This is a genomic window from Agromyces aureus (assembly GCF_001660485.1).
Taxonomy (GTDB): Bacteria; Actinomycetota; Actinomycetes; order Actinomycetales; family Microbacteriaceae; genus Agromyces; species Agromyces aureus.
This window is the reverse complement of sequence record NZ_CP013979.1, coordinates 1622827-1644625: the sequence shown is the minus strand read 5'-3', so window position 1 is coordinate 1644625 and position 21799 is coordinate 1622827. Positions and strand designations below refer to the sequence as shown.

Sequence of the window (21799 nt, the reverse complement as noted above, 5' to 3'; positions counted from 1 at the left end):
ATGTCGGCCATGCCCCCCACCACGGATGTCTCCGAGCTGAGCTACGAGCAGGCGCGCGACGAACTCGTGCAGGTCGTCTCCGAGCTCGAGCAGGGGTCCGCGACCCTCGAGCACTCGCTCGCCCTCTGGGAGCGCGGCGAGGCGCTCGCCGCGCGCTGCGAAGCCTGGCTGGTCGGCGCGAAGGCCAGGCTCGACGCGGCGCGCACCGCGGCGGTGACGGGCGCGGACGGCCGCGCCGCGGCATCCGACGAGGGAGCGCTCCGATGACCGAACCCGGTCGGGGCCCAGTCGTCGCCGAGCTCGGCCGGCCCGAGACGCCGCAGGAGACGGCGGCCCGCAAGGCGAAGAACTCCCGCGAGTACCGCGAGCGCAAGACCGTGAGCAACCTCGTCTACGCGCTCGTCGCGTGCGTCGCCGTCGTCGTCGTCATCGTGCTCGCCGTGCCCCGCAGCAACGAGCCGATGCACCCCGACGTGGATGTCGCGTCCATCGCCGCGCAGGCGCAGGCCGGCACCGACGAACCGCTCGCCGTTCCCGAGCTTCCCGAGGGGTGGAGCGCGAACGCCGCCGAGCTGCGCCGCAGCCAGGTCGACGGCATCACCGCGTGGTACACGGGCTACCTGACGCCGAGCGACGAGTTCATCGGGCTGAATCAGGGCCTCGACGCGAACGCCACGTGGTCGTCCGACCTGCTGGCACGCACCCTGGCCACGGGCACCGTGCAGATCGACGGCGTCGACTGGACCATCTACGACAACCGCGACTCGACCGACGACGTCGGCAACGCCCGCTACGGCCTCATGACCGAGTCCGGCAGCACGACGTTCGTGCTCATCGGCACCGCGCCGGACGCCGAGTTCGCGACCATGGCGGCCGCGATCGCCGACACCGTGAAGGCGCAGCGGTGAGCCGCGCCGTCGGGCTCCGCGCTTCCGATCTCCGCACCGCCGCACGCTGCACGCTGCACGACTGCACGACTGCACCACGCACCACCCGCTGAGCACCGCCCGCATCTTCACGAGGAGCCGCTGTGACCCAATCCCCCGCTCGTCCCACCTCACCGGCCGAGACCTGGCGTGAACTGCGCGGCGGCAACGTGCGCTTCGTCTCGGGCAAGCCGCAGCACCCCCATCAAGACGTCGAGCGGCGGGCCTCGCTCGCCGACGGGCAGCGACCCCTCGTCGCGATCTTCGGCTGCAGCGACTCGCGCCTCGCGGCCGAGATCATCTTCGACATCGGCCTCGGCGACGCGTTCGTGGTGCGCAACGCCGGCCAGGTCATCTCCTCGTCGGTCGTCGGCTCGCTCGAGTACGCCGTCGGCGTGCTGAACGTGCCGCTCATCATCGTGCTCGGCCACGACGCCTGCGGCGCGGTCAATGCCGCGATCGCGTCGCAGACCGCCGACGCCGAGCAGCTGCCGCCGCACATCGCGAGCCTCATCTCGAGCATCATCCCCTCGGTGCGGCGCGTCGCCGGCGGCGACCCGGCCGCCCCCATCGACACCTCGAAGGTCGACGCCGGGTTCGTCGGCCGTGAGCACCTGCGCTCGTCGGTGTCCCGCCTGCTCGAGGAATCCGAGATGATCAGCGACGCGATCGCAGCGGGTACGCTGGCCATCGTGGGCGCGAACTACCGCCTCGCCGAGGGACTGGTCGACACCGACGTCGTCGTCGGGCAGATCTGACAGCCGTCAGGACTGCGGCCCGGCCAGACTCGTCCGAGGCATCCGCCACCCTCATCCCGCCCGCCGCACGAGGTCCACGGGCACGCGAACCGGAAGGAACACCTTGGTCGACAACACCGCCGACTACCGCATCGAACACGACACGATGGGCGAGGTGCGGGTTCCCGCGGCCGCGCTGTACCGTGCCCAGACCCAGCGCGCGGTCGAGAACTTCCCCATCTCGGGCAAGGGACTCGAGCCGGCCCAGATCGCCGCACTCGCGCGCATCAAGAAGGCGGCCGCGCAGGCCAACGCCCAACTCGGCGTGCTCGACGGTGCCGTCGCCGACGCGATCGTCGCGGCCGCCGACGAGGTCATCGCCGGCACCCACGGGTTCGTCGAGCACTTCCCGGTCGACACGTACCAGACCGGTTCCGGCACGTCGTCGAACATGAACATGAACGAGGTCCTCGCGACCGTCGCGACGGGCAAGCTCGGTGCCGAGGTGCACCCGAACGACCACGTCAACGCGTCGCAGTCCTCGAACGACGTCTTCCCGACCTCGGTGCACATCGCCGTCACCGCGGCGCTCATCGACGACCTGATCCCCGCGCTCGACCACCTCGCGGTCGCCCTCGAGGCCAAGGCCGTGGCCTGGGCCGAGGTCGTCAAGTCGGGCCGCACGCACCTCATGGACGCCACGCCCGTCACGCTCGGCCAGGAGTTCGGCGGCTACGCCCGGCAGGTCCGCCTCGGCATCGAGCGCGTTCGCACGGCGCTCCCCCGCGTCGCCGAGGTTCCGCTCGGCGGCACCGCCGTCGGCACGGGCATCAACACCCCCGCCGGCTTCCCGCAGCTCGTCATCGAGATCCTGCAGCGCGAGACCGAGCTGCCGATCACCGAGGCGGCCGACCACTTCGAGGCGCAGGCCAACCGCGACGGCCTGGTCGACGCGTCGGGCGCGCTGCGCACCATCGCCGTCAGCCTCACGAAGATCTGCAACGACATCCGCTGGATGGGTTCCGGCCCCAACACGGGTCTCGGCGAACTCCACATCCCCGACCTGCAGCCCGGTTCGTCGATCATGCCCGGCAAGGTCAACCCGGTCATCCCCGAGGCGGTGCTCATGGTCGCGGCGCGCGTCATCGGCAACGACGCCACGGTCGCCTGGGCCGGCGCCTCGGGCTCGTTCGAGCTCAACGTGCAGATCCCCGTCATGGGTACCGCACTGCTCGAGTCGATCCGCCTGCTCTCGAACGCGTCCCGCGTGCTCGCCGACAAGACCGTCGACGGCCTCGAGGCCAACCTCGAGCGCCTCACGGCCCTCGCAGGCATGTCGCCGTCGATCGTGACGCCGCTCAACAAGCTCATCGGCTACGAGGCTGCGGCGAAGATCGCCAAGCACTCGGTCAAGCAGGGCATCACCGTGCGCGAGGCCGTCATCGACCTCGGCTACGTCGAGCGCGGCGACCTCACCGAGGCGCAGCTCGACTCAGCACTCGACCTGCTCTCGATGACCCGCCCGCCCCAGGCGAAGTAGCCGCGAGGGCGGAATCGATCGAACCGGATGCCTCGGGCCGCACGTCGGCCCGAGGCATCCGTCGTCCCATCAGCTCCGGCGTCCGAGCGGGCTGGAACCTTTCGGGATCTGGCCGGAGTCCGACGGTGGGGCCCGCGACACGCGCAGATCCCCGGGCGTAGGTTGGCGGTATGGATCATGGAGGCACGCCCGTCACGTCCGTCGCAGAACTCGAGCAGATCGTCGGACTGCCGCTGCCCGCCGCGCGCGACAAGTCCCGCACGTTCCTGCACGAGATCGACCGGCTCTGGCTCGAGGCCTCACCGCTCTGCTTCGTGGCGACGGCCGATGCGGCCGGCAACCAGGACGTCTCGCCCAAGGGCGACCCGTCGGGCTTCGCGATCGCACTCGACGAGCACACGATCGCCATCCCCGAGCGACCGGGCAACCGACGGGCCGACGGCTTCCACAACCTGCTCGAGAACCCGCACATCGGCCTCGTCTTCGTGATTCCGGGGCGCGGCGACACCCTGCGCGTGAACGGCACGGCCCGGATCCTGCGCGACGCGCCGTACGCCGAGCGCATGCGCGTGCGCCATCACGTGCCGAGTCTGGTGGTCGAGATCGCCGTCGAGGAGGTCTTCTCGCACTGCTCGAAGGCGTTCCTGCGATCGCAGGCGTGGGTTCCCGAGACCTGGCATCCGGATGCCGCGCCGCGCCGTGCGGTCATCGCGCAGGCGCTCGAGCGCCCGGGCGAATCCCTCGAGACGCTCGAGGAGTACTACGGCCCGTCGTACGCCGAGAAGATCTACGGTTGAACGCGCCGTCCCCGTTCGCACCACGGTCCTTCGCCGCATCCGCTGCCCGATCCACCCGCCCCGGATGCGTCGAACGCCCGTGGCGCGCGGGAGGGCGGACGTGACCCCGAGGGCCACGCCCGCCCACCGCACCGGCCGCCGCTAGGCGAGCTCGTTGCCGTCGAGCATCTCGCTGACGAGCGCGGCGATCGCCGAACGCTCCGAACGGGTGAGCGTGATGTGCGCGAACAGCGGGTGCCCCTTCAGCGTCTCGATGACCGACGCGACGCCGTCGTGGCGGCCGACGCGAAGGTTGTCGCGCTGCGCGACGTCGTGGGTGAGCACGACGCGCGAGTTCTGTCCGATGCGCGAGAGCACGGTGAGCAGCACGTTGCGTTCGAGCGATTGGGCCTCGTCGACGATGACGAACGCGTCGTGCAGCGACCGGCCGCGGATGTGCGTCAGCGGCAGCACCTCGAGGATGCCGCGGTCCACGACCTCGTCGAGCACGTTGTCGGAGACGACGGAGCCGAGCGTGTCGAAGACCGCCTGGCCCCAGGGGTTCATCTTCTCGCCCTGGTCGCCGGGGAGGTAGCCGAGCTCCTGCCCGCCGACCGCGTAGAGCGGACGGAACACCATGATCTTCTTGTGCTGCTGACGTTCGAGCACGGCCTCGAGTCCGGCGCAGAGCGCGAGTGCCGACTTGCCGGTGCCCGCGCGTCCGCCGAGCGAGAGGATGCCGATCTCGGGGTCGAGCAGCAGGTCGATCGCGAGGCGCTGCTCGGCCGAACGGCCGTGCAGTCCGAACACGTCGCGGTCGCCGCGCACGAGCCGTACCTCGCGATCCCCGACGACGCGGGCGAGCGCCGATCCGCGATCGGAGTGGATCACGAGTCCGGTGTTCACGGGCACGCCCTGGGCCTCGTCGATCGAGAGGCGCTCGTGCTCGTAGAGCTTGGCCATGTCGTTCGAGCCGAGCGTGAGCTCGCTCATGCCCGTCCAGCCCGAGTCGAGCGCGAGCTCCGCCCGGTACTCCTGCGCGTCGAGGCCGATCGAGGCCGCCTTGACGCGCAGCGGCAGGTCTTTGGAGACGACGGTCACCGCGATGCCGTCGTTCGCGAGGTTCGCGGCGCACGCGAGGATGCGCGTGTCGTTGTCGTTCAGTTGGAGTCCGCTGGGCAGCACCGACATGCTCGAGTGGTTGAGTTCGACGCGCAGCGAACCGCCGTCGCCGACCGGGATCGGGAAGTCGAGCCGCTCGTGCTCGATGCGCAGTTCGTCGAGGATCCGCAGGGCCTGGCGCGCGAAGTAGCCGATCTCGGGGTCGTTGCGCTTGGCCTCGAGCTCCGTGATGACGATCACCGGCAGCACGACCGAATGTTCGGCGAACCGGAACAGCGCCTTCGGATCCGACAGCAGAACCGAGGTGTCCAACACGTAGGTGCGCTCGTCCTGCGCGACACCGTCTGGTGCTGCGGCATCGGGTCGCTGCTCGCGACCGGTGGACTGTGCGTCGGACTGGGAGGTTTCGAGTGAGGCCACGACCGCTCCTGCCCCGAGCGTTTCCGCTCGGCTCTCGCGCCGGCCGGCGAATCCTCCTACACGAGCGCTTCACGAGCCGACTCGTTCGGGCACCTTGCCCGATGCCTGCGACGCTACGTCCGCCTCGCCGAATCGCCGAGCACGACACGCGGCGAATTCCGGGCGCGTCACGCACTGTTCACATTCGAGGGCGTGCGGATGCCGCAGCGGCGGGTCCACGACGCGGCGCACCGTGCGGTCGGGTGCCCGCGCAGCGGGCGGATGCCGCGGCAGGGCGCGGCGACGGCGACCTCAGTAGGTCGCGGCCGACCCGAACGACACGAACGCGGATCGCAGCATGTCGAGCGTCTCGGCATCCGTTCCGGCGTGGGCACTGAGTCGCACCTGGCCGAGCCTGGTCGAGGCGGTGACGCCGTGGTTGTGCAGCGACGCGGTGAGCACCGAGAGCTGGTCTGCGGGCGGTTCGATCACGACGATGCCGGCGCGCTCCTGCTCGTTGCGCGACGACGCGACCGCGATCGCGAACTCGTCGGCGAGGTCGATGACGCGGCTGACGTTCGAGGCGACCGCCGCATTCACGGTCTCGACGCCGACCTCGGCGAGCTCCTCCATGGCAGCGGCGAAGCGCGCCTGGGCGATCGGGTCGGGGTTGGAGACTCGGAACGCCTTCGCTCCGGGCGCGGGCGGCGGCACGAAGCCCCAGGGCTCGGCCTCCTCGGTGGCCGAGAAGCCCGAGAACACGGGCGTCAGGCGTTCGATGGCACGATCCGACATGGCCATGAACCCCGTACCCCACCCGGACCGGCACCACTTCTGGCCGCCGGTGACGACGACGTCGGCAACCTGCCACGGGGCGTCGACGACCCCGAAGCCCTGGATCGCATCGACGATGAGCAGGCGGTCGCCGATGACCTGGCGGATGCCCTCGATGTCGCAGAGGTAACCCGTGCGCGAGTCGACGAGGCTCACGGCGACGGCGCCGACGCCGTGCTCGAGCTGGTCGCGGATCTGACCGGGCGTGACCTTGCCGTGGTCGGTCTCGAGCCACACCGGCTGCACGACGTTGAGCGCCTCCTGGGCGCGCACCGCGGCGATCGTCACGCTCGGGAACTCGTCGGCCGAGAGCAGCACCCCGCCCGTGAGCCCGAACATCGCGTGCATGAGCCCGGTGCTCGTGTTGGGGGTGAAGACGATCTGATCGGCCGGGAACCCGGTCAGCACCGCGGCCGCCTCGCGCACCCGGGCGTCCTGTTCGAGGAAGACCGACGAACTGCCGTGCCGCGCGCGTTCCAGCACGTGGGTGAGGGCGTTGCTCTCTTCGGCGGCGACGCGCGAGAGCGGGCCGAACCGACCGAAATCGAGATAGCCGGGCTCCTCTCGGAACCCGTCGACGAATGCGTCGATGCCCATTCATGCCCCCTTCTTCGAGCCATATCATGGCAGACCGCGGCGAACCGCGTACGGCGGATCTCAGCTGCCGAAGCGGCGGTGCCGTTTCGCGTAGTCGCGGATGGCCCGCAGGAAGTCGACCTGTCGCAGGTCGGGCCCGAGGGCCTCGACGAAGTAGAACTCGCTGTGCGCGGCCTGCCAGAGCATGAAGTCGCTGAGGCGCTGCTCGCCCGAGGTGCGGATCACGAGATCGGGGTCGGGCTGCCCGCCCGTGTAGAGGTGCTGGCCGATGAGGTCGGGCGTGAGCCGGTCGGCCAGGTCGTCGAGGCTGCCGCCCTCGGCGTGGTGCGCGGCAACGATGGAGCGCATCGCGTCGACGATCTCCTTGCGCCCGCCGTAGCCGACCGCGAGATTGACGTGCATGCCGCGCTTGTCGGCGGTGCGGTGCTCGGCGGCGTCGAGTGCGGCGACGAGCGGCTCGGGCAGGCCGGCATCCGACCCGACGTGCTGTACGCGCCAGTCGCGGTAGTGCGAGAGCTCCTCGGCCAGTTCGGCGATGATCTCGATGAGCGCGGCGAGTTCGTCGCTCGCCCGGTTGCCGAGGTTGTCGCTCGAGAGCAGGTAGAGCGTCACGACCTGGATGTCGAGGTCGTCGCACCACTCGAGGAACTCGCGCACCTTCGCGGCTCCGGCACGGTGGCCGTGGGCGGCGGTGTCGTAGCCGAGCTGCTTCGCCCACCGACGGTTGCCGTCGATGATCATCGCGACATGGCGTGGCAGCGACTCCTGCTCGAGCCCGCGGCGCAGGCGGCGCTGGTACAAGCGGTAGAGGATGCCGCGACCGAGGGGCGGATCGCTGGATTGCACGGCACTACGCTACCGGACCGGGGCCCCGACGCTCACGCCCCGACACTCACAGCCGGCCGTGACCGGCGAAGCCCTACGCTGGCTCCATGGCCCCTGAGCACCACCGCGATTCCGAAGATCTCATGCACGAGCTGAGCAAGCCCGTCGCGTCGGAAGACCTGGCGGATGCTGCGATCGACCGCGACGCGCACGGCCCCGACCTGCCGAACATCCCCCTGCTCGACGATTCCCTCGCGCACCCGACCGAGGAGGTCAAGCCGACCTGGCGGGGGTGGATCCACGCGGGCACGTTCCCCTTCACGATCGTGGCCGGCATCGTGCTCATCGCGCTCGCCGAAGGCGCTCCCGCCAAGTGGGCGTCGGCCGTGTTCACGCTCACCTCGATGCTGCTGTTCGGCAACTCGGCGCTCTACCATCGCTTCAACTGGAAGCCGCGCACCAAGCTCCTGCTCAAGCGCATCGACCACGCGAACATCTTCCTGCTCATCGCCGGCACGTACACGCCGCTCGCGATCCTCGCGCTGCCGCCCGAGAAGGGCTGGACCCTGCTCGCGGTCGTCTGGGCCGGCGCCCTGATCGGCATCGGGTTCCGCGTGTTCTGGATCACGGCGCCGCGCTGGCTGTACGTGCCCATCTACCTGCTGCTCGGCTGGGCCGCGGTCATGTACCTCGGCGACCTGCTCGCGGTGAGCGTGGCCATGATGGTGCTCGTGGTCGTCGGCGGCCTGCTCTACTCGGGCGGCGCGATCGTCTACGCGCTCAAGAAGCCGAACCCGGTTCCGGGCGTCTTCGGGTTCCACGAGATCTTCCACACCTGCACGGTGCTGGCCTTCATGTGCCACTGGACGGCGACGCTCATCATCGCGACCGCACCCGCGTACCACCTCGGCTGAGTCACGGGCGGTCGGCCAGCGCGGTCGAGTCGAACGCGCTCGTCGTCGACGCCCGTCAGCGAGCCGGCCGGTCTCCGGATGCCGCGTCGTCGCCTGTCGCGTTCGGGTCGGCGTCGTGCGGCTCGACGCGGGCGGTGCCGGTGACGGATGCCGCGGCATCCGTCTTCGCGACCTGCCCCTGGTTCGCGGCGTCGGCCTCGGCCATCTCGCGCGCGAGCTCCTGCTGCACCTCGGCACGGTAGTTCGTACGGCGGATGCGACGGGTCATGTCGAGCACGAGGAGCAGCACCGCGACCATGACCGCGAAGGTGATCACGAAGCCCCAGACGCCGGGCGTGACGTCGTTGGGGTCGAACTCCTGGTCGTCGGCCGCACGCACGAGCGGGGCGAGCGCGACCTGTGCTGAGAGCAGTGCCGTCGCCGCGCTCACAGACGAATCCGGCGGGTGGAACTGGCGGGCACGGAGCGCATCGGTCTCTCTCTCACGGCGGATTCGGGCTTCACCCCTGCGGGTTAGGCTTGAAAGGCAAGCCTAGACGATCCGACCCGCGAGGAATCCGAGTGACCACCCCCGAGAACGACACGCTCGCCGCGCGATACGGGCGCACCCGAACGCGTCGCCGGCGCGACGTCGCGATCCTGATCGGCGCGGGCATCGCGTTCGCCGCCGTGCTGATCTCGTGGGTCGTGTGGGCGGGACTCGACGGCCAGCAGGCGAACGTGCAGGCCACCGACACCTCGCACGTCGTGCACAACGACGAACGCTCGGTCGAGGTCACCTGGACCCTCTCGGTTCCGGCCGGCGAGACCACGGCGTGCGCCGTCAAGGCGCTCGACGACGAGTTCACGATCGTCGGCTGGAAGATCGTCGAGATCCCCGCGTCCGAGCGCCATCTGCGCAGCCTCACGGAGTCCGTGCGCACGGCTCGCGACGCCGCAACGGGTTTGATTTCGAGCTGCTGGCTCACCTAACATGGGACATTCGCCTCGACAGTCGTCGGGGCGTCACGTCTATTCGGACGCGTTCGCAACGACGCGTCCCCGCAGGAGGGCACCATGGCGCAGGACGCCACCGTCACCTGGCTCACGCAGGATGCGTACGACCGGCTCGCCGCCGAGGTCGAGCAGCTCTCGACCACGGGTCGCGAGGAGATCGCGAAGCGCATCGAAGCGGCACGCGAAGAGGGCGACCTGAAGGAGAACGGCGGCTACCACGCCGCCAAAGACGAGCAGGGCAAGATCGAGGCCCGCATCCGCCAGCTCAAGGGGCTGCTCAAGAGCGCCGAGGTCGGCGAGGCGCCCGCGTCGAAGGGTGTCGTCGAGTCCGGCACCGTCATCACGGCGGTCATCGCCGGCGATGAGGAGACCTTCCTCATCGGCAGCCGCGAGATCGCCGGCGACTCCGAGCTCGACGTCTGGAGCGAGCAGAGCCCGCTCGGCGCGGCGATCCTCGGCCTGAAGGTCGGCGACAAGACCAGCTACACCGCGCCCAACGGCCGCGAGATCGCCGTCGAGGTCACGGCCGTCGACACCTGGGGCGGCCAGTAGCCACCCTCCGCACCGCAGACGCGAACGGCGCCGACCCGAGGGTCGGCGCCGTTGCTCGTCTCCACCCCGCGTCTCGGTGCGGGTGCCGGCTTCCGAGCGCCCTACTCCGAGACGATCTTCGGCTCGTACCCGGCGCGACGCAGTACGTCGACCACCGAGGCACGATGCGCCGGGCCGCGCGTCTCGACCGAGAGGCGCAGCGCCACCTCCGAGATCTGCAGGCCGTTGCCGTGCCGCGTGTGCAGCACCTCGATGACGTTCGCGTTGGCCTCGGCGAGCAGCTCGGCGATGCGGGCGAGCTGGCCTGGGCGGTCGGGCAGGCCGATCTCGAGCGTCAGATAGCGATCGGATGCCGCGAGGCCGTGCGCGATCACGCGCTGCATGAGCAGCGGGTCGATGTTGCCGCCCGAGAGCAGGGCGACGATCGGTCCGTCGGACTGGATGCGGCCGCTCATGAGCGCCGCGACCGAGACCCCGCCCGCCGGTTCGACCACGAGCTTCGCGCGCTCGAGCAGCACGAGCAGCGCCCGGGCGATGTCGTCGTCGCTGACCGTGATGACCTCGTCGACGGTCTCGCGGATGATCTCGAGCGTGAGCTCGCCCGGCTTGTACACGGCGATGCCGTCGGCGATCGTGGGCACGACGGGCACCTGCACGGCGTGACCCTGCGCGAGCGAGGGCACGAACGGCGAGGCGTTCTCGGCCTGCACGCCGATCACGCGCACGGTGCGGCCCTCGAGGGCTGCCCGCTGCTTCACCGCGCTCGCGACCCCGGCGGCGAGACCGCCGCCGCCGATGGGCACGACGATCGTCGCGGCATCCGGAACCTCGTCGAGCACCTCGAGGCCGAGGGTGCCCTGACCGGCGATGACGTCGGCGTGGTCGAACGGCGGGATCACGACCGCCCCGGTGTCGAGGGCGAACGCGTTCGCCGCCTCGAGCGTCTCGCCGATCGAGTCGCCTTGGAGCACCACGTCGGCGCCGTAGGCGCGCGTCGCGTCGAGCTTCGGCAGCGCGACCCCCACGGGCATGAAGATCGTGGCCTTGATGCCGAGCTCGCGTGCCGCGAAGGCGACGCCCTGCGCGTGGTTTCCCGCAGAGGCCGCGACGACGCCACGGGCTCGCTCCTCGGCGCTCAGCGCGCTCAGGCGGTTGAAGGCCCCGCGCAGCTTGTAGGAGCCGGTGCGCTGCAGGTTCTCGCATTTCAGGAAGACGGGAACGCCGAGACGGTCGGCGAGGAACCGCGACGATTCCATGGGCGTTCGGCGGACGGCCGCCGAGACGACCTCGCGCGCACGGGCGAAGTCGGCGAGGTCGGGTCCCGGGATGGTGCTGATCACGCGTTCATTCTCCTCGTTGGTAACCGGGTCGTTGCGGGACGGTGCGCCAGAGCGGCGAACTCGGGACGACCGGTGGTCCGGCGGACTGCTTCCAGGACCCGCCGGCGACGAAGACGATCATGACGTTCAGCACGGCGGCGATCGGCACCGCGAAGAGCGCGCCGGGGATGCCCGCGAGGAACGAGCCGGCCGCGACCGCCAGGACCACGCCGAGCGGATGGACCTTGACCGCGGTTCCCATGATGAGCGGCTGCAGCACATGGCCCTCGATCTGCTGCACGAGCAGCACCACGCCCAGCATGATGACGGCGGGCCACAGTCCGTTGTAGACGAGCGCGACGAACACTGCGAGCGCACCGGTGACGACGGCACCCACGATGGGGATGAACGAGCCGAGGAACACGAGGATGGCGATCGGCACGGCCAGCGGCACCTGCAGGAAGAACGCGCCGAGCCCGATGCCGACCGCGTCGATCGTCGCGACGAGGATCTGGACCTTCACGAAGTTCTGCAGCGTCGTCCAACCGGCGATGCCGGCGCCGTCGACCGCGGCGCGGGCCCGCCGCGGGAACACCCGCACGACCCAGCCCCAGATGCCACGGCCGTCGATGAGGATGAAGAGCGTCGCGAAGAGCGCCAGCAGCATGCCGGCGAAGAAGTGGCCGACGGTGGAGCCGACCGAGAGCGCCCCGCTGACGAGGATGCCGCTGTCGGCCTGCAACGCCGCCACGATCTGGTCGACGGCGTCGTTCAGCTGCGCGGCACTGAGTTGGAACGGCCCCTCGAGCAGCCAGGTGCGGAAGTCGTTCCACGCCAGCACAGTCTGCGCCGCGAGCTCGTCGGAGCCGCGCACGATCTGCCAGATGCCGAGCGTCAGCAGGCCGCCGACCACGGTGAGCGCGCTCAGCATGGCGGCCGTGATGGCCAGCCACTTCGGCCAGCGATGCCGCTGAAGCAGGCTCGAGAAGGGCACCAGGAGGGCGGCGATGAGCACGGCGACGAGCAGCGGGATGACGATGTAGCGCAATTGGACGATCAGGAAGATGGCGACTGCCAGGACGCCGCCGATGAGCAGCAGCCGCCACGACCACGCGGCCGCGAGTCGCATGCCGAACGGGATCGAGGCGTTCACATCGGGCTCCGGCGCGGTCGCGGGCCCGGTTGCCGGAGCGCCAGGGCCGCCGGAGTGCTCGGGCGCGCGGTCGACCGCGCGTCTTCTGCCGACGAACCTGCCCCGACCCTGGCCCATCGCTCCAGTCTAGGCGGGGGGCATGCGCTGCACGGCATGCACGATGTCGGAGGTGCTCGATACAGTTCCAGCACCATGGTCGAACGTGTCGCTCCCCCACTCGCCCGCCGCATCGCGCTCGCCGCGCAGGGGTTCGGACGCCCAGCGCCCTCCGAGCCGGGCGTGCGCCAGGTGGGCGGCGTGCTCGACCGGCTCGGACTGCTCCAGATCGACTCGGTGAACGTGTTCGAGCGCAGCCACTACCTGCCCGTGTTCAGCCGCCTCGGCGCCTACGACAAGGCCGCGCTCGACCGGGTCACCACCGGCAGGCGCGGGCGCACACTCGAGTACTGGGCGCACGAGGCCGCGTTCGTGCCGCGCGAGCTCTGGCCGCTGTTCGAGTTCCGCCGCGAAGAGTACCGCCAGCGCGGCGGGGCCTGGGGCGGGTGGCTCGCCGAGAACCGGCAGCTCGCCGACTGGCTGAAGGCCGAGCTCGCGACCAACGGACCCACGCGCGCGAGCGAGATCGAGCACGACGCCAACGAGCGTCGCGGCCCTTGGTGGGGCTGGTCCGCCGTGAAGCGCACCCTCGAGTGGATGTTCCGCGTCGGCGAGGTCGTCTGCATCGAGCGCCGCCGCTTCGAACGCGTCTACGCCCTGCCAGAGCAGGCGCTGGCGGCCGAGCTGCTCGCAGCACCGCCCGCCGAGGCCGACGCGATCCGCGTGCTCGTCGAGCGCGCGGCATCCGCACTCGGCATCGCCACCGAGGCCGACCTCGCCGACTACTGGCGCATGAAGCGCGTCCAGGTGCGCGGGGCGGTCCGCGATCTCGAAGACGAAGGCGTGCTCGTGCCCGTCGAAGTTCCCGGCTGGAGCGTCGGCGGTCGCCCCGCGCCCGCGTGGGTGCACCGCGACGCCCGTCGACCGCGCCGCATCGAGACCGCGACGGTGCTGTCGCCGTTCGACCCCGTCGTGTGGTTCCGCCCGCGCGCCGAGCGCATGTTCGACTTCCACTACCGCATCGAGATCTACACGCCCGAGCCGCAGCGCGTCTTCGGCTACTACTCGCTGCCCGTGCTCATCGACGACGACGTGGTCGGCCGTGTCGACCTCAAGAACGACCGGAAGAACCGGGTGCTCCGGGTGCAGTCGGCGTGGAGCGAGGCGACGGCCCCGGCCGACACCGCGGCGCGGCTCGTTCCGGCGTTGCGCCGCGCCGCCGCGTGGCAGGGGCTCGACGAGATCGTCGTGGCCGATCGGGGCAACCTCGCGCACGCCCTGCGACCCGAGCTCGCGGCATCCGCCTGACACAGGGTCAGACCTGACGCTGCGTCAGAACGAGCCGCCCATCTGTTCGAGGCGCTTCACGCGTTCCTCGATCGGCGGGTGCGTGGCGAACAACCGGCTGAGGGCGCCGGGCTTCAGCGGGTCGGCGATCCAGAGGTGGGCCATCGACGAGTTCTGGCGTTGCATGGGTCGGCCGTACTGCTCGAGCTTCTCGAGCGCACTGGCGAGGGCGTCGGGATGCCGCGTGACCATCGCTCCCGTCGCGTCGGCGAGGTACTCGCGCTGACGCGACACCGCGAGCTGCACGAGGCTCGCGACGAGCGGCGCGATCAGCATCGCGACCAGGCCGACCACCATCATGATCGGGTTGCCGTTGTTGTTGTTGCGGCCGAAGAACGCCATGCGCACGAACAGGTCGGAGATGAATCCGACGGCGACGACGAGCCCGAAGACCACCATCGAGAGGCGGATGTCGTAGTTGCGCACGTGCCCGAGCTCGTGCGCCATGACGCCCTCGAGCTCGGCGTCGTCCATGATCTCGAGGAGGCCCGTGGTGGCCGCGACGACCGCGTGCTCGGGATCCCGCCCGGTGGCGAATGCGTTCGGCGCGGGATCGGAGACCACGAACACGCGCGGCATGGGCGTGCCGGTGGCGATCGAGAGATTCTCGACCGTGCGCCACAACCGCGGATGATCGGCCTTGCTCAGCACCTCGACGGCCCCCGACATCGCGAGGGCCTGACGGTCGGCGGTGAAGTACTGGAGCGCGGCGTAGGCGGTCGCGATGACCACCGTCACGATGACGATCGTGACGTCGCCGTAGATGGCCGCGGCCAGCCACCCGAGCCCGCCGATGACGGCGAGGAAGAACAGGATGATGAAGAAGGTGTTTCGCTTGTTCTTGGCGATCGCCCGGTACAACGCCGAACCTTAGAACTGCACGCGCGGCGGCTCGGCGATGGCCGCCGGCTCGGTGACCTCGAAGAAGTCGCGCTCGTTGAACCCGAGGCCGCGCACGAACAACGTGTTCGGGAAGACCTTGATCTTCGTGTTGAGCTCGCGCACGCCGCCGTTGTAGAACCGGCGCGAGGCCTGGATCTTGTCTTCGGTGTCGACCAGCTCGGACTGCAGTTGCAGGAAGTTCTGGCTCGCCTGCAGCTGCGGGTAGGCCTCGGCCACCGCGAAGATCGACTTCAGCGCCTGCTGCATGTGGTTCTCGGCCGCAGAGGCGTCGGCGGGGCCCTGCGCCTGCAGGGTCTCGGCTCGAGCACGCGTGACGTTCTCGAACACGGCCTTCTCATGGGCCGCATAGCCCTTGACCGAGTCGATGAGGTTCGGGATGAGGTCGGCGCGGCGCTTGAGCTGCACCGTGATGTCGCTCCACGCCTCGTCGACCCGCACGTTGAGCGTGACGAGCGAGTTGTACGTGGCCCAGAGGTAGATGCCGACGATCAGCACGAGCGCGACGACGATGATGACGGGGATGAGCCATTCCATGGCACGGACTCCTAGCGCTGCTGCGACGATCTCGGATGCCCATCATTCTATCGATCGCCTGAGAGCAGGTCGGGGGTTCTCATGAGACTCGGAGCAAGCGGAGGGTCGCCTCTCGGTTGGCTCGACCGGGCTCCGGGCACAGGTCGCTGCGGCGGGCGTGCATTCGCGTCGGCGGTTCCACTCGACACGCGGGCCGCGCGGGCGAAAGAATCACCCCCATGATCAACAGATCGGATGCCGCGGGCGCGGCCGTCGTCGTCGACGACCTCCATGTTCGCCGCGGCGGCAACGCCGTGCTCGACGGGCTCTCGCTGACCGTGCCGTCGGGGGCGATCGTCGGGCTGCTCGGGCCGAGCGGCAGCGGCAAGACGACGCTCATGCGCTCCATCGTGGGCGTGCAGGTCGTCGCCTCGGGGTCGATCGAGGTGCTCGGGCTGCCGGCGGGCAGCTCGCCGCTGCGCACGCGCGTCGCCTACGTGACGCAGCAGGCGAGCGTCTACGACGACCTCACGGTGCGCCAGAACCTGGCCTACTTCCGCCGGGTGCTCGGAGCACCGGCATCCGATGTCGACCGCGTCATCGAGCGCACCGACCTCGGCCGGGTCGCCGACCGCCTCGTCGGCTCGCTCTCGGGCGGGCAACGCGGTCGGGTCTCGCTCGCGGCCGCGCTGCTCGGTGAGCCGGAGGTGCTCGTGCTCGACGAACCCACGGTCGGGCTCGACCCCGTGCTGCGCGTGCAGCTCTGGGACCTGTTCCGGAGCCTCGCCGACGACGGGGCGACCCTGCTCGTCTCCAGCCATGTCATGGACGAGGCCAAGCGCTGCGACCGGCTGCTGCTCATGCGCGACGGCGAACTGCTCGCCGACGACACCGTCGAGGGACTGCTCGCCTTCACCGGCACCGACGACGTCGAGACGGCGTTCCTGCGCCTCATCGAGCGCGGCGAACCGGACCTGGCCCCCGGGGCGAACGGACCGGAGGCGACCCGATGAACCTCGCCCGCACGTTCGCGACCACCGGCCGCGTGCTCTCGCAGATCCGCCACGATCCGCGCACGATCGGCCTGCTGCTCATCGTGCCGAGCCTGCTGATCGGCCTCGTCGCGTGGATCTTCAGCGACACCGAGGTGTTCGACGAGATCGGGCCGGCGATGATCGCGCTCTTCCCGTTCATCGTGATGTTCCTCGTGACGAGCATCGCGACGCTCCGCGAGCGGCGCGGCGGCACGCTCGAGCGCCTGCTCTCGATGCCGATGGGCAAGGGCGACTTCCTGCTCGGGTACGCGCTCGCGTTCGGCCTGCTCGCGGTCGCGCAGACGGCGATCGCGGTGTCGTTCGCGATCTGGGTGTGCGGCCTCGACATCACCGGTTCGATCTGGCTGCTCTTCGCGGTCGCCGTCGCCGATGCGGTGCTCGGCACCGCGCTCGGCCTGCTCGCGAGCGCGTTCGCCCGAACCGAGTTCCAGGTCGTGCAGTTCATGCCGCTGCTCGTGCTGCCGCAGATCCTGCTCTGCGGCATCTTCATCCCGCGCGACCAGCTGCCCCCCGTGCTCGAGGCGATCAGCGAGTGGCTGCCGCTGAGCTTCGCGATCGACGCGCTGCAGGCGGTCGCCGCCGATTCCGAGAGCGCCGGATGGATCCTCACGAAGGTGCTCGTGATCGTCGCGTGGATCGTGGGCTCGATCGTGCTCGGCTCGATCACCCTGCGTCGACGGACCCCCTGAGCCCGATCACCCCGCGTCGACGGACACCATGAGCCCGATCACACCGCGTCGACGGAGGCCCTGACCCCGAGCACTCGGTCGAGGTACGGGTTGCGGAACACTCCCGCGGGGTCGAACTCGTCGCGCACCGCGAGGAAGTCGTCGAATCGGGGGTACTTCTCGCGAAGCGTGACCTCCGTCTGGGTGTGCATCTTGCCCCAATGCGGACGCCCGCCGTGGTCGTCCATGATCGCCTCGACCTCGGCGAAGTACGAGGTCGGGTCCTCGCGGAAGTACCGGTGCACGGCGATGTAGCCCGTGTCGCGCCCGTACGCGGTCGAGAGCCAGTTCTCGTCGGCCGCAGCAGCACGCACCTCGAGCGGGAAGCTCACGCGCAGGCCCTTGCGCTCGATCAACGAGCGCACCGCGCCGAACGCCGAGGGCACGGCCTCGAGCGGCACCGCGTACTCCATCTCGCGGAAGCGCACCGTGCGGTTCGTCGTGAAGACCGCGGGCGACAGGTCGGCGAAGTCGCGGTCGCCCGTGAAGCGGTCGAGTTGGCGGGCGAAGAACGGCGTCGTCGACGGCGCGACCTTGCCGAGCGCGCAGATGCCCCGGTACAGGCCGTTCGCGAGCAGTTCGTCGTCGACCCATCGCGAGACCCGCCCGAGCGGGTCGCGCGGCGCGTCGCCCGGAAGCCGCGTGTTCGTCTTCGTCATGGCGGTGCCCGTGTGCGGGAACCAGTAGAACTCGAAGTGGTCGGCGCCGGCGACCCGCTCGGTCCAGGCGCCGAGGACGGCGTCGAGCGGTTCGACGCGTTCGACGGCGTGCAGCACGAACGCGGGCACGAGCTGCAGGGTCACTTCGACGAGCACGCCGAGTGCACCGAGTCCGACGCGGATCGCCGGCAGCAGCTCGGGCCGGTTCGTCTCGCTCACCTCGACGAGTTCGCCCGTGCCGGTGACGAGCTTGGCCGCGACGATCTGGGTTGCGAGCCCGCCGAACGCGAGCCCGGTGCCGTGCGTGCCGGTCGAGGTCGCGCCCGCGATCGTCTGCTGGTCGATGTCGCCCATGTTCGCCAGCGCCAGCCCATACGGTGCGAGCAGTCGGGGCAGGTCGTAGAGCCGCGTACCGGCGCCGAGCGTGACCCGGCCGGTCGCCGGGTCGGCCGCGATGACCCCCGAGACGTCGGCGAGGTCGAGCTGCACCCCGGGCGCCACGGCGATGCCGGTGAAGCTGTGGCCCGCGCCGACCGGCTTGATGCGGAGTCCGGATGCCGCGGCCGCCGTCACGGCTCGCTGCACCGCCCCCGTCGAGTCGGGTCGTTCGACCCGCACGGGACGCACCGATTCGGTCCGACCCCAGTTGCGCCAGGTCGCTCCGGTCGCCGTCACAGGAACACCTTGCCTTCGCCGCGATAGGTGGGGAGCGCGTCGACGATGCGGTCGTCGTCGACGAGCTGGAACTCGTTGAGGTGCTCGGAGAGCTCCCCCGACTTCGTGTGTCGGAACCACACGCGGTCGCCGGCGCGCAGGCGTGCGGCGGCCGGGCCGGTGACGGGGGTCTGCACTTCTCCCGCCGCCTCGCGGGGCAGCATCTCGAGGCCCTCGGGCCAGACGATGCGCGGCAGGCGGTCGGGTGCAGGCGGACCTGACGCGATCCACCCGCCGCCGAGGATCGTCGCGTGCCGCGCGCTCGGGCGCCGGACGACGTCGAACGCGAAGGCGGCGGCCGGCGCGGGCGTGAAGTGCGCGTACCCGTCGAACAGGTGGCCGCCGAACAGGCCGGACCCGGCCGCGACCTCGGTGACGGAGGGGTCGGCGGAGGTGGCCTCGAGCGATCCGGTGCCGCCGCCGTTGACGAACTCGAGGTCGGCGTGCTCGCGCACCGCGGCGACCGCACGGGTGCGGCGCTCGACGAGCTCGGGCATCGAGCGGGACTGCATCCACCGGTTCACGGCGCCGTCGAGGGGCTTGCCGGCCGGCCGGTTCGTGACGCCGGCGATCTGCGCCTCGTAGCCCATCATGCCGACGAGCCGGAATCCGGGTCGGGTCGCGATGTAGGCCGCGAGCGCGCCCGCATCGGCGGGTTCGTGCACGGGAGAGCGACGAACGCCGAGGTGGCCGAGCACGGGGGCGTTCCATGATGCGTCGAGCTCGAGCGCGATGCGGATCGGCTCGCGCTCGCTCGGGGCGATCACGGCGTCGATGAGGTCGAGCTGCGCGATCGAGTCGACCATGAGCGAGATGCGGCCCGCGAGCTGCGGATCGGTCGCGAGGCGACGGATGCTGCCCCGCTCGGCGGTCGGATAGCCCACCACGATGTCGTCGATCGTGTCGGCGAGCCAGATCGCCTCGGCGAGCGTGTACGCGAGCACGCCGTGGTAGCCGGGCAGGCGCAGCAGCGCCTCGATGACGCTGCGCACGCGGATCGACTTCGACGCGACGCGGATCGGCATGCCGTTCGCACGACGCAGCATGTCGTTCGCGTTGTGGCGGAGCGCCCCGAGGTGCAGCGCGCCGACGGGCGCGTCGAGGTGGGCGGTCGCGGCGGTGAGCCCCGGCCAGTAGCGCGACAGGGTCGCCCACGGCGCGGCATCCGTCTTCGTGATCGTCCTCGTCTTGGAGGTCTGGCCCGCCTCGGGCTTCGACAGGTCGAGCATCAGCGCACACTCCGAACTCGCGAGACCGCGATCGCACCCGCGAACGCGAAGACCGCGCTCAAGACGAAGACCAGCACGAACGAGCCGGTCAGCACCACGGCCGCGGCGCCGATGAGCGGCGCGATCGCCTGCGGGACGGCGGTCGCGATGTTCATGATGCCGAGGTCCTTGCCGCGAGAGGCGGCGTCGGGCAGCACCTGCGTGGCGAGGGCCTGGTCGACCGAGAGGAAGCAGCCGTAGCCGAGACCCAGGATGCCGGCCGCGACGATCGCGACCGACAGGTCGGGCACGAGGGCGAGCAGGAGCGCCGCGATGGCCTGCAGCGTGGAGGCGACGAACACGAACGCCTTGCGCCGCCCGAGCCGGTCCGAAAGCCGCCCGCCGAAGAGTGAGGCGCCCACGACGAACACCATGTAGACGAGCGTCAGGACGATGAGGTCGTCCTCGGCGTTCTCGTCGCCGAGCCCGAACATGAGGAAGTAGAGCAGCAGGCTGGTGCCGAGCGCGTTGCCGACCGAGACGAGCACACGGCTGAGCAGGGTCCAGCCGAAGTCGGGGTGCTTGCGGGGGCTGATCCAGAGGCTCGCGATGACGCCCTTCGCCGTGACCCGCGTGCGTTCGGCCGCCACGAGCGGCTGGTCGTGGCGAAGCAGGAACGGCACCGCGAGCACGAGCAGCACGACGCCGAGCACGACGTAGCCGAGCGCCTGGTCGGTGACGAGCTCGGTCACGAGCAGGAGTCCGACGATGATGCCGACCGCCTGCGGCGCCGACATCCAACCGGAGACGAAGCCGCGCTGCCCGATCGGGACCTGGTCGGAGATCGTCGCCGTCAGCGCCGCGGTCATGATGCAGAAGCCGACGGATGCCGCGACCCACGCCGCACCGATGCCCCAGATGTCCGTCTGGAGTCCGAGCGCCGCGAGCGAGGCGGCGAACAGCACGGCACCGATGGCGATCCACGGGCGGCGGCGGCCGAAGCGGGAGGTCGTGCGGTCGGAGGCCGCGCCGGTGAGCGGGTAGGCGATGATCGTCGCGACCGCCGCGATGCCGGAGATCACGCCGAAGGCGACGACGCTGTCGACCCAGTTCTCGGGGTGCAGCGTCGCGTCGATCTGCGCGGGCAGGAGCAGCTGCACGGGCGTCAGCTGGGCCATCCAGATCGCGAACCAGATCGTCGCGAACGACGCGATCCATCCGGCGGGCACCCGCCGCGTGGGTTCGTCGAGCGCCGCGGTCGGCGTGGGGTGAAGGCTCGTCATCGGGGTTCGGCCATTCTCGAGAGGGCATCGGCGGCCGCATGGGCGACCGCCAGGGCGGCGGCATCGTCGCGATCGACGAGCCAGGTGACGGTGAGTCCGTCGGTGAACGCGACGAGCGTGCGGGCGACGCCGGCCACGGGCACGGTCCACGTCGACTTCGAGCGTTCGGCCGCGACCACGAGCGACTGCTCGGCGAGCTCGACGTACCGCGCGTACTGCGCGCGGGCGAGCGGGTGACGCTCGGGCGAGCGCAGCGCGTAGTGGGTGAGCTCGAGCATCGCCTGCTCGTGCTCGGGGTCGGCCTTGAGGTGTTCGAAGTAGCGCACGATGCCGGCTTCGAGCACGTCGACGAGCGTGCCCTCGACCAGCACCTCGGGCATCACGGCACCGCGCGTGCGGTCGATGACGGTCGAGATGAGCTCGTCGATCAGCTCGTCGCGCGAGTCGAAGGCGTAGTGGAAGCTCGCGAGGCTCATGCCGGCCTCGGCGACGATCGCGCGCGTGGTGGCCTGGGCGATGCCGTTGCGGGAGACGACCCGAAGTGCTGCCTCGATGAGCGCGGCGCGGCGCTCCGGCGCGGGGATGCGGGTCATTCGGGCTCCT

Annotated in this window: 23 protein-coding genes; 11 read left to right on the top strand and 12 right to left on the bottom strand. The window is 70.5% G+C overall.

The window, feature by feature from the left end; all coding sequences use genetic code 11:
- The 5 genes from ATC03_RS07075 (at window position 1) to ATC03_RS07055 (ending at window position 4000) form a co-directional block, all read left to right on the top strand.
- Complete coding sequence (locus tag ATC03_RS07075; RefSeq protein ID WP_067874883.1) at window positions 1-267, top strand: exodeoxyribonuclease VII small subunit; 267 nt, start codon at window positions 1-3, stop codon at window positions 265-267.
- Window positions 264-908: a DUF4245 domain-containing protein gene (locus tag ATC03_RS07070; RefSeq protein ID WP_067874880.1), complete on the top strand. Its 645-nt coding sequence runs from the start codon at window positions 264-266 to the stop codon at window positions 906-908. Before ATC03_RS07075 ends, ATC03_RS07070 begins: the two co-directional genes overlap by 4 nt.
- 122 nt (window positions 909-1030) lie before the next feature.
- Window positions 1031-1684 (top strand): carbonic anhydrase, encoded by a 654-nt coding sequence (locus ATC03_RS07065; RefSeq protein ID WP_067874876.1) that lies wholly within the window; start codon window positions 1031-1033, stop codon window positions 1682-1684.
- A 145-nt stretch (window positions 1685-1829) separates the two neighbouring features.
- Window positions 1830-3203 carry a class II fumarate hydratase gene (locus ATC03_RS07060; protein WP_067881660.1) on the top strand — a complete coding sequence of 458 codons (1374 nt, stop codon included), beginning with the start codon at window positions 1830-1832 and terminating at the stop codon, window positions 3201-3203.
- A 170-nt stretch (window positions 3204-3373) separates the two neighbouring features.
- Window positions 3374-4000, top strand: coding sequence for an MSMEG_1061 family FMN-dependent PPOX-type flavoprotein (locus tag ATC03_RS07055; protein ID WP_067874872.1), 627 nt, complete (start codon window positions 3374-3376; stop codon window positions 3998-4000).
- 141 nt (window positions 4001-4141) lie between these two features.
- On the opposite strand, the gene ATC03_RS07050 is transcribed toward ATC03_RS07055, so the two are convergent.
- The 3 genes from ATC03_RS07050 to ATC03_RS07040 all read right to left on the bottom strand — a co-directional run bounded on the left by ATC03_RS07050 (window position 4142) and on the right by ATC03_RS07040 (window position 7777).
- On the bottom strand, window positions 4142-5521 hold the full coding sequence (locus ATC03_RS07050; RefSeq protein WP_067874870.1) for a PhoH family protein: 1380 nt from the start codon (window positions 5519-5521) through the stop codon (window positions 4142-4144).
- 291 nt (window positions 5522-5812) lie between these two features.
- Window positions 5813-6931, bottom strand: a complete 1119-nt coding sequence (locus ATC03_RS07045; RefSeq protein ID WP_067874867.1) for an aminotransferase class V-fold PLP-dependent enzyme — start codon at window positions 6929-6931, stop codon at window positions 5813-5815.
- A 60-nt stretch (window positions 6932-6991) separates the two neighbouring features.
- A complete protein-coding gene (locus ATC03_RS07040; RefSeq protein ID WP_067874865.1) occupies window positions 6992-7777 on the bottom strand; it encodes an isoprenyl transferase in 786 nt (261 codons plus the stop codon).
- Between the two features lie 86 nt (window positions 7778-7863).
- Here ATC03_RS07040 and trhA point away from each other — a divergent pair, with 86 nt between their 5' ends.
- Window positions 7864-8670, top strand: a complete 807-nt coding sequence (gene trhA, locus ATC03_RS07035) for a PAQR family membrane homeostasis protein TrhA (protein ID WP_084003357.1) — start codon at window positions 7864-7866, stop codon at window positions 8668-8670.
- A gap of 55 nt (window positions 8671-8725) precedes the next feature.
- Here the strand turns inward: trhA and ATC03_RS07030 are convergent, their stop codons facing one another.
- On the bottom strand, window positions 8726-9100 hold the full coding sequence (locus tag ATC03_RS07030; RefSeq protein ID WP_067874862.1) for a hypothetical protein: 375 nt from the start codon (window positions 9098-9100) through the stop codon (window positions 8726-8728).
- Window positions 9101-9231: 131 nt separating this feature from the next.
- On the opposite strand from ATC03_RS07030, the gene ATC03_RS07025 reads away from it, so the two are divergent.
- Both ATC03_RS07025 and greA read left to right on the top strand, forming a co-directional pair.
- Window positions 9232-9642 carry a DUF4307 domain-containing protein gene (locus ATC03_RS07025; RefSeq protein ID WP_067874860.1) on the top strand — a complete coding sequence of 137 codons (411 nt, stop codon included), beginning with the start codon at window positions 9232-9234 and terminating at the stop codon, window positions 9640-9642.
- A gap of 84 nt (window positions 9643-9726) precedes the next feature.
- Window positions 9727-10218 carry a transcription elongation factor GreA gene (gene greA / locus ATC03_RS07020; protein WP_067874857.1) on the top strand — a complete coding sequence of 164 codons (492 nt, stop codon included), beginning with the start codon at window positions 9727-9729 and terminating at the stop codon, window positions 10216-10218.
- Between the two features lie 101 nt (window positions 10219-10319).
- Here the strand turns inward: greA and ilvA are convergent, their stop codons facing one another.
- Both ilvA and ATC03_RS07010 read right to left on the bottom strand, forming a co-directional pair.
- Window positions 10320-11558 (bottom strand): threonine ammonia-lyase, encoded by a 1239-nt coding sequence (ilvA, locus tag ATC03_RS07015; RefSeq protein ID WP_067874854.1) that lies wholly within the window; start codon window positions 11556-11558, stop codon window positions 10320-10322.
- Between the two features lie 4 nt (window positions 11559-11562).
- Window positions 11563-12807: an AI-2E family transporter gene (locus ATC03_RS07010; RefSeq protein WP_074400986.1), complete on the bottom strand. Its 1245-nt coding sequence runs from the start codon at window positions 12805-12807 to the stop codon at window positions 11563-11565.
- A gap of 75 nt (window positions 12808-12882) precedes the next feature.
- On the opposite strand from ATC03_RS07010, the gene ATC03_RS07005 reads away from it, so the two are divergent.
- Window positions 12883-14094: a winged helix-turn-helix domain-containing protein gene (locus tag ATC03_RS07005; RefSeq protein WP_067874842.1), complete on the top strand. Its 1212-nt coding sequence runs from the start codon at window positions 12883-12885 to the stop codon at window positions 14092-14094.
- A gap of 24 nt (window positions 14095-14118) precedes the next feature.
- On the opposite strand, the gene ATC03_RS07000 is transcribed toward ATC03_RS07005, so the two are convergent.
- Both ATC03_RS07000 and ATC03_RS06995 read right to left on the bottom strand, forming a co-directional pair.
- Window positions 14119-14994 (bottom strand): M48 family metalloprotease, encoded by an 876-nt coding sequence (locus tag ATC03_RS07000; protein ID WP_067874840.1) that lies wholly within the window; start codon window positions 14992-14994, stop codon window positions 14119-14121.
- Window positions 14995-15003: 9 nt separating this feature from the next.
- Window positions 15004-15570: a LemA family protein gene (locus tag ATC03_RS06995; protein WP_055856628.1), complete on the bottom strand. Its 567-nt coding sequence runs from the start codon at window positions 15568-15570 to the stop codon at window positions 15004-15006.
- A gap of 218 nt (window positions 15571-15788) precedes the next feature.
- On the opposite strand from ATC03_RS06995, the gene ATC03_RS06990 reads away from it, so the two are divergent.
- Entirely contained in the window at window positions 15789-16562 is a 774-nt protein-coding gene (locus tag ATC03_RS06990) for an ABC transporter ATP-binding protein (protein WP_067874837.1), read from the top strand.
- Window positions 16559-17293, top strand: a complete 735-nt coding sequence (locus ATC03_RS06985; protein ID WP_067874834.1) for an ABC transporter permease — start codon at window positions 16559-16561, stop codon at window positions 17291-17293. The genes ATC03_RS06990 and ATC03_RS06985 overlap by 4 nt, the downstream gene beginning before the upstream one ends.
- A 38-nt stretch (window positions 17294-17331) precedes the next feature.
- Here ATC03_RS06985 and ATC03_RS06980 read toward each other — a convergent pair whose 3' ends face one another.
- The 4 genes from ATC03_RS06980 to ATC03_RS06965 are packed head-to-tail and all read right to left on the bottom strand — an operon-like array spanning window position 17332 to window position 21789.
- Window positions 17332-18666, bottom strand: a complete 1335-nt coding sequence (locus ATC03_RS06980) for a D-arabinono-1,4-lactone oxidase (RefSeq protein ID WP_067874831.1) — start codon at window positions 18664-18666, stop codon at window positions 17332-17334.
- The gene (locus ATC03_RS06975) at window positions 18663-19934 is read right to left on the bottom strand and encodes an amino acid deaminase/aldolase (protein ID WP_084003355.1); all 1272 of its coding nucleotides are present in this window, start codon (window positions 19932-19934) and stop codon (window positions 18663-18665) included. Before ATC03_RS06975 ends, ATC03_RS06980 begins: the two co-directional genes overlap by 4 nt.
- Entirely contained in the window at window positions 19934-21196 is a 1263-nt protein-coding gene (locus ATC03_RS06970) for an MFS transporter (protein ID WP_067874828.1), read from the bottom strand. The genes ATC03_RS06975 and ATC03_RS06970 overlap by 1 nt, the downstream gene beginning before the upstream one ends.
- Window positions 21193-21789: a TetR/AcrR family transcriptional regulator gene (locus tag ATC03_RS06965; protein WP_067874825.1), complete on the bottom strand. Its 597-nt coding sequence runs from the start codon at window positions 21787-21789 to the stop codon at window positions 21193-21195. The genes ATC03_RS06970 and ATC03_RS06965 overlap by 4 nt, the downstream gene beginning before the upstream one ends.
- Between the last annotated feature and the right edge of the window lie 10 nt (window positions 21790-21799).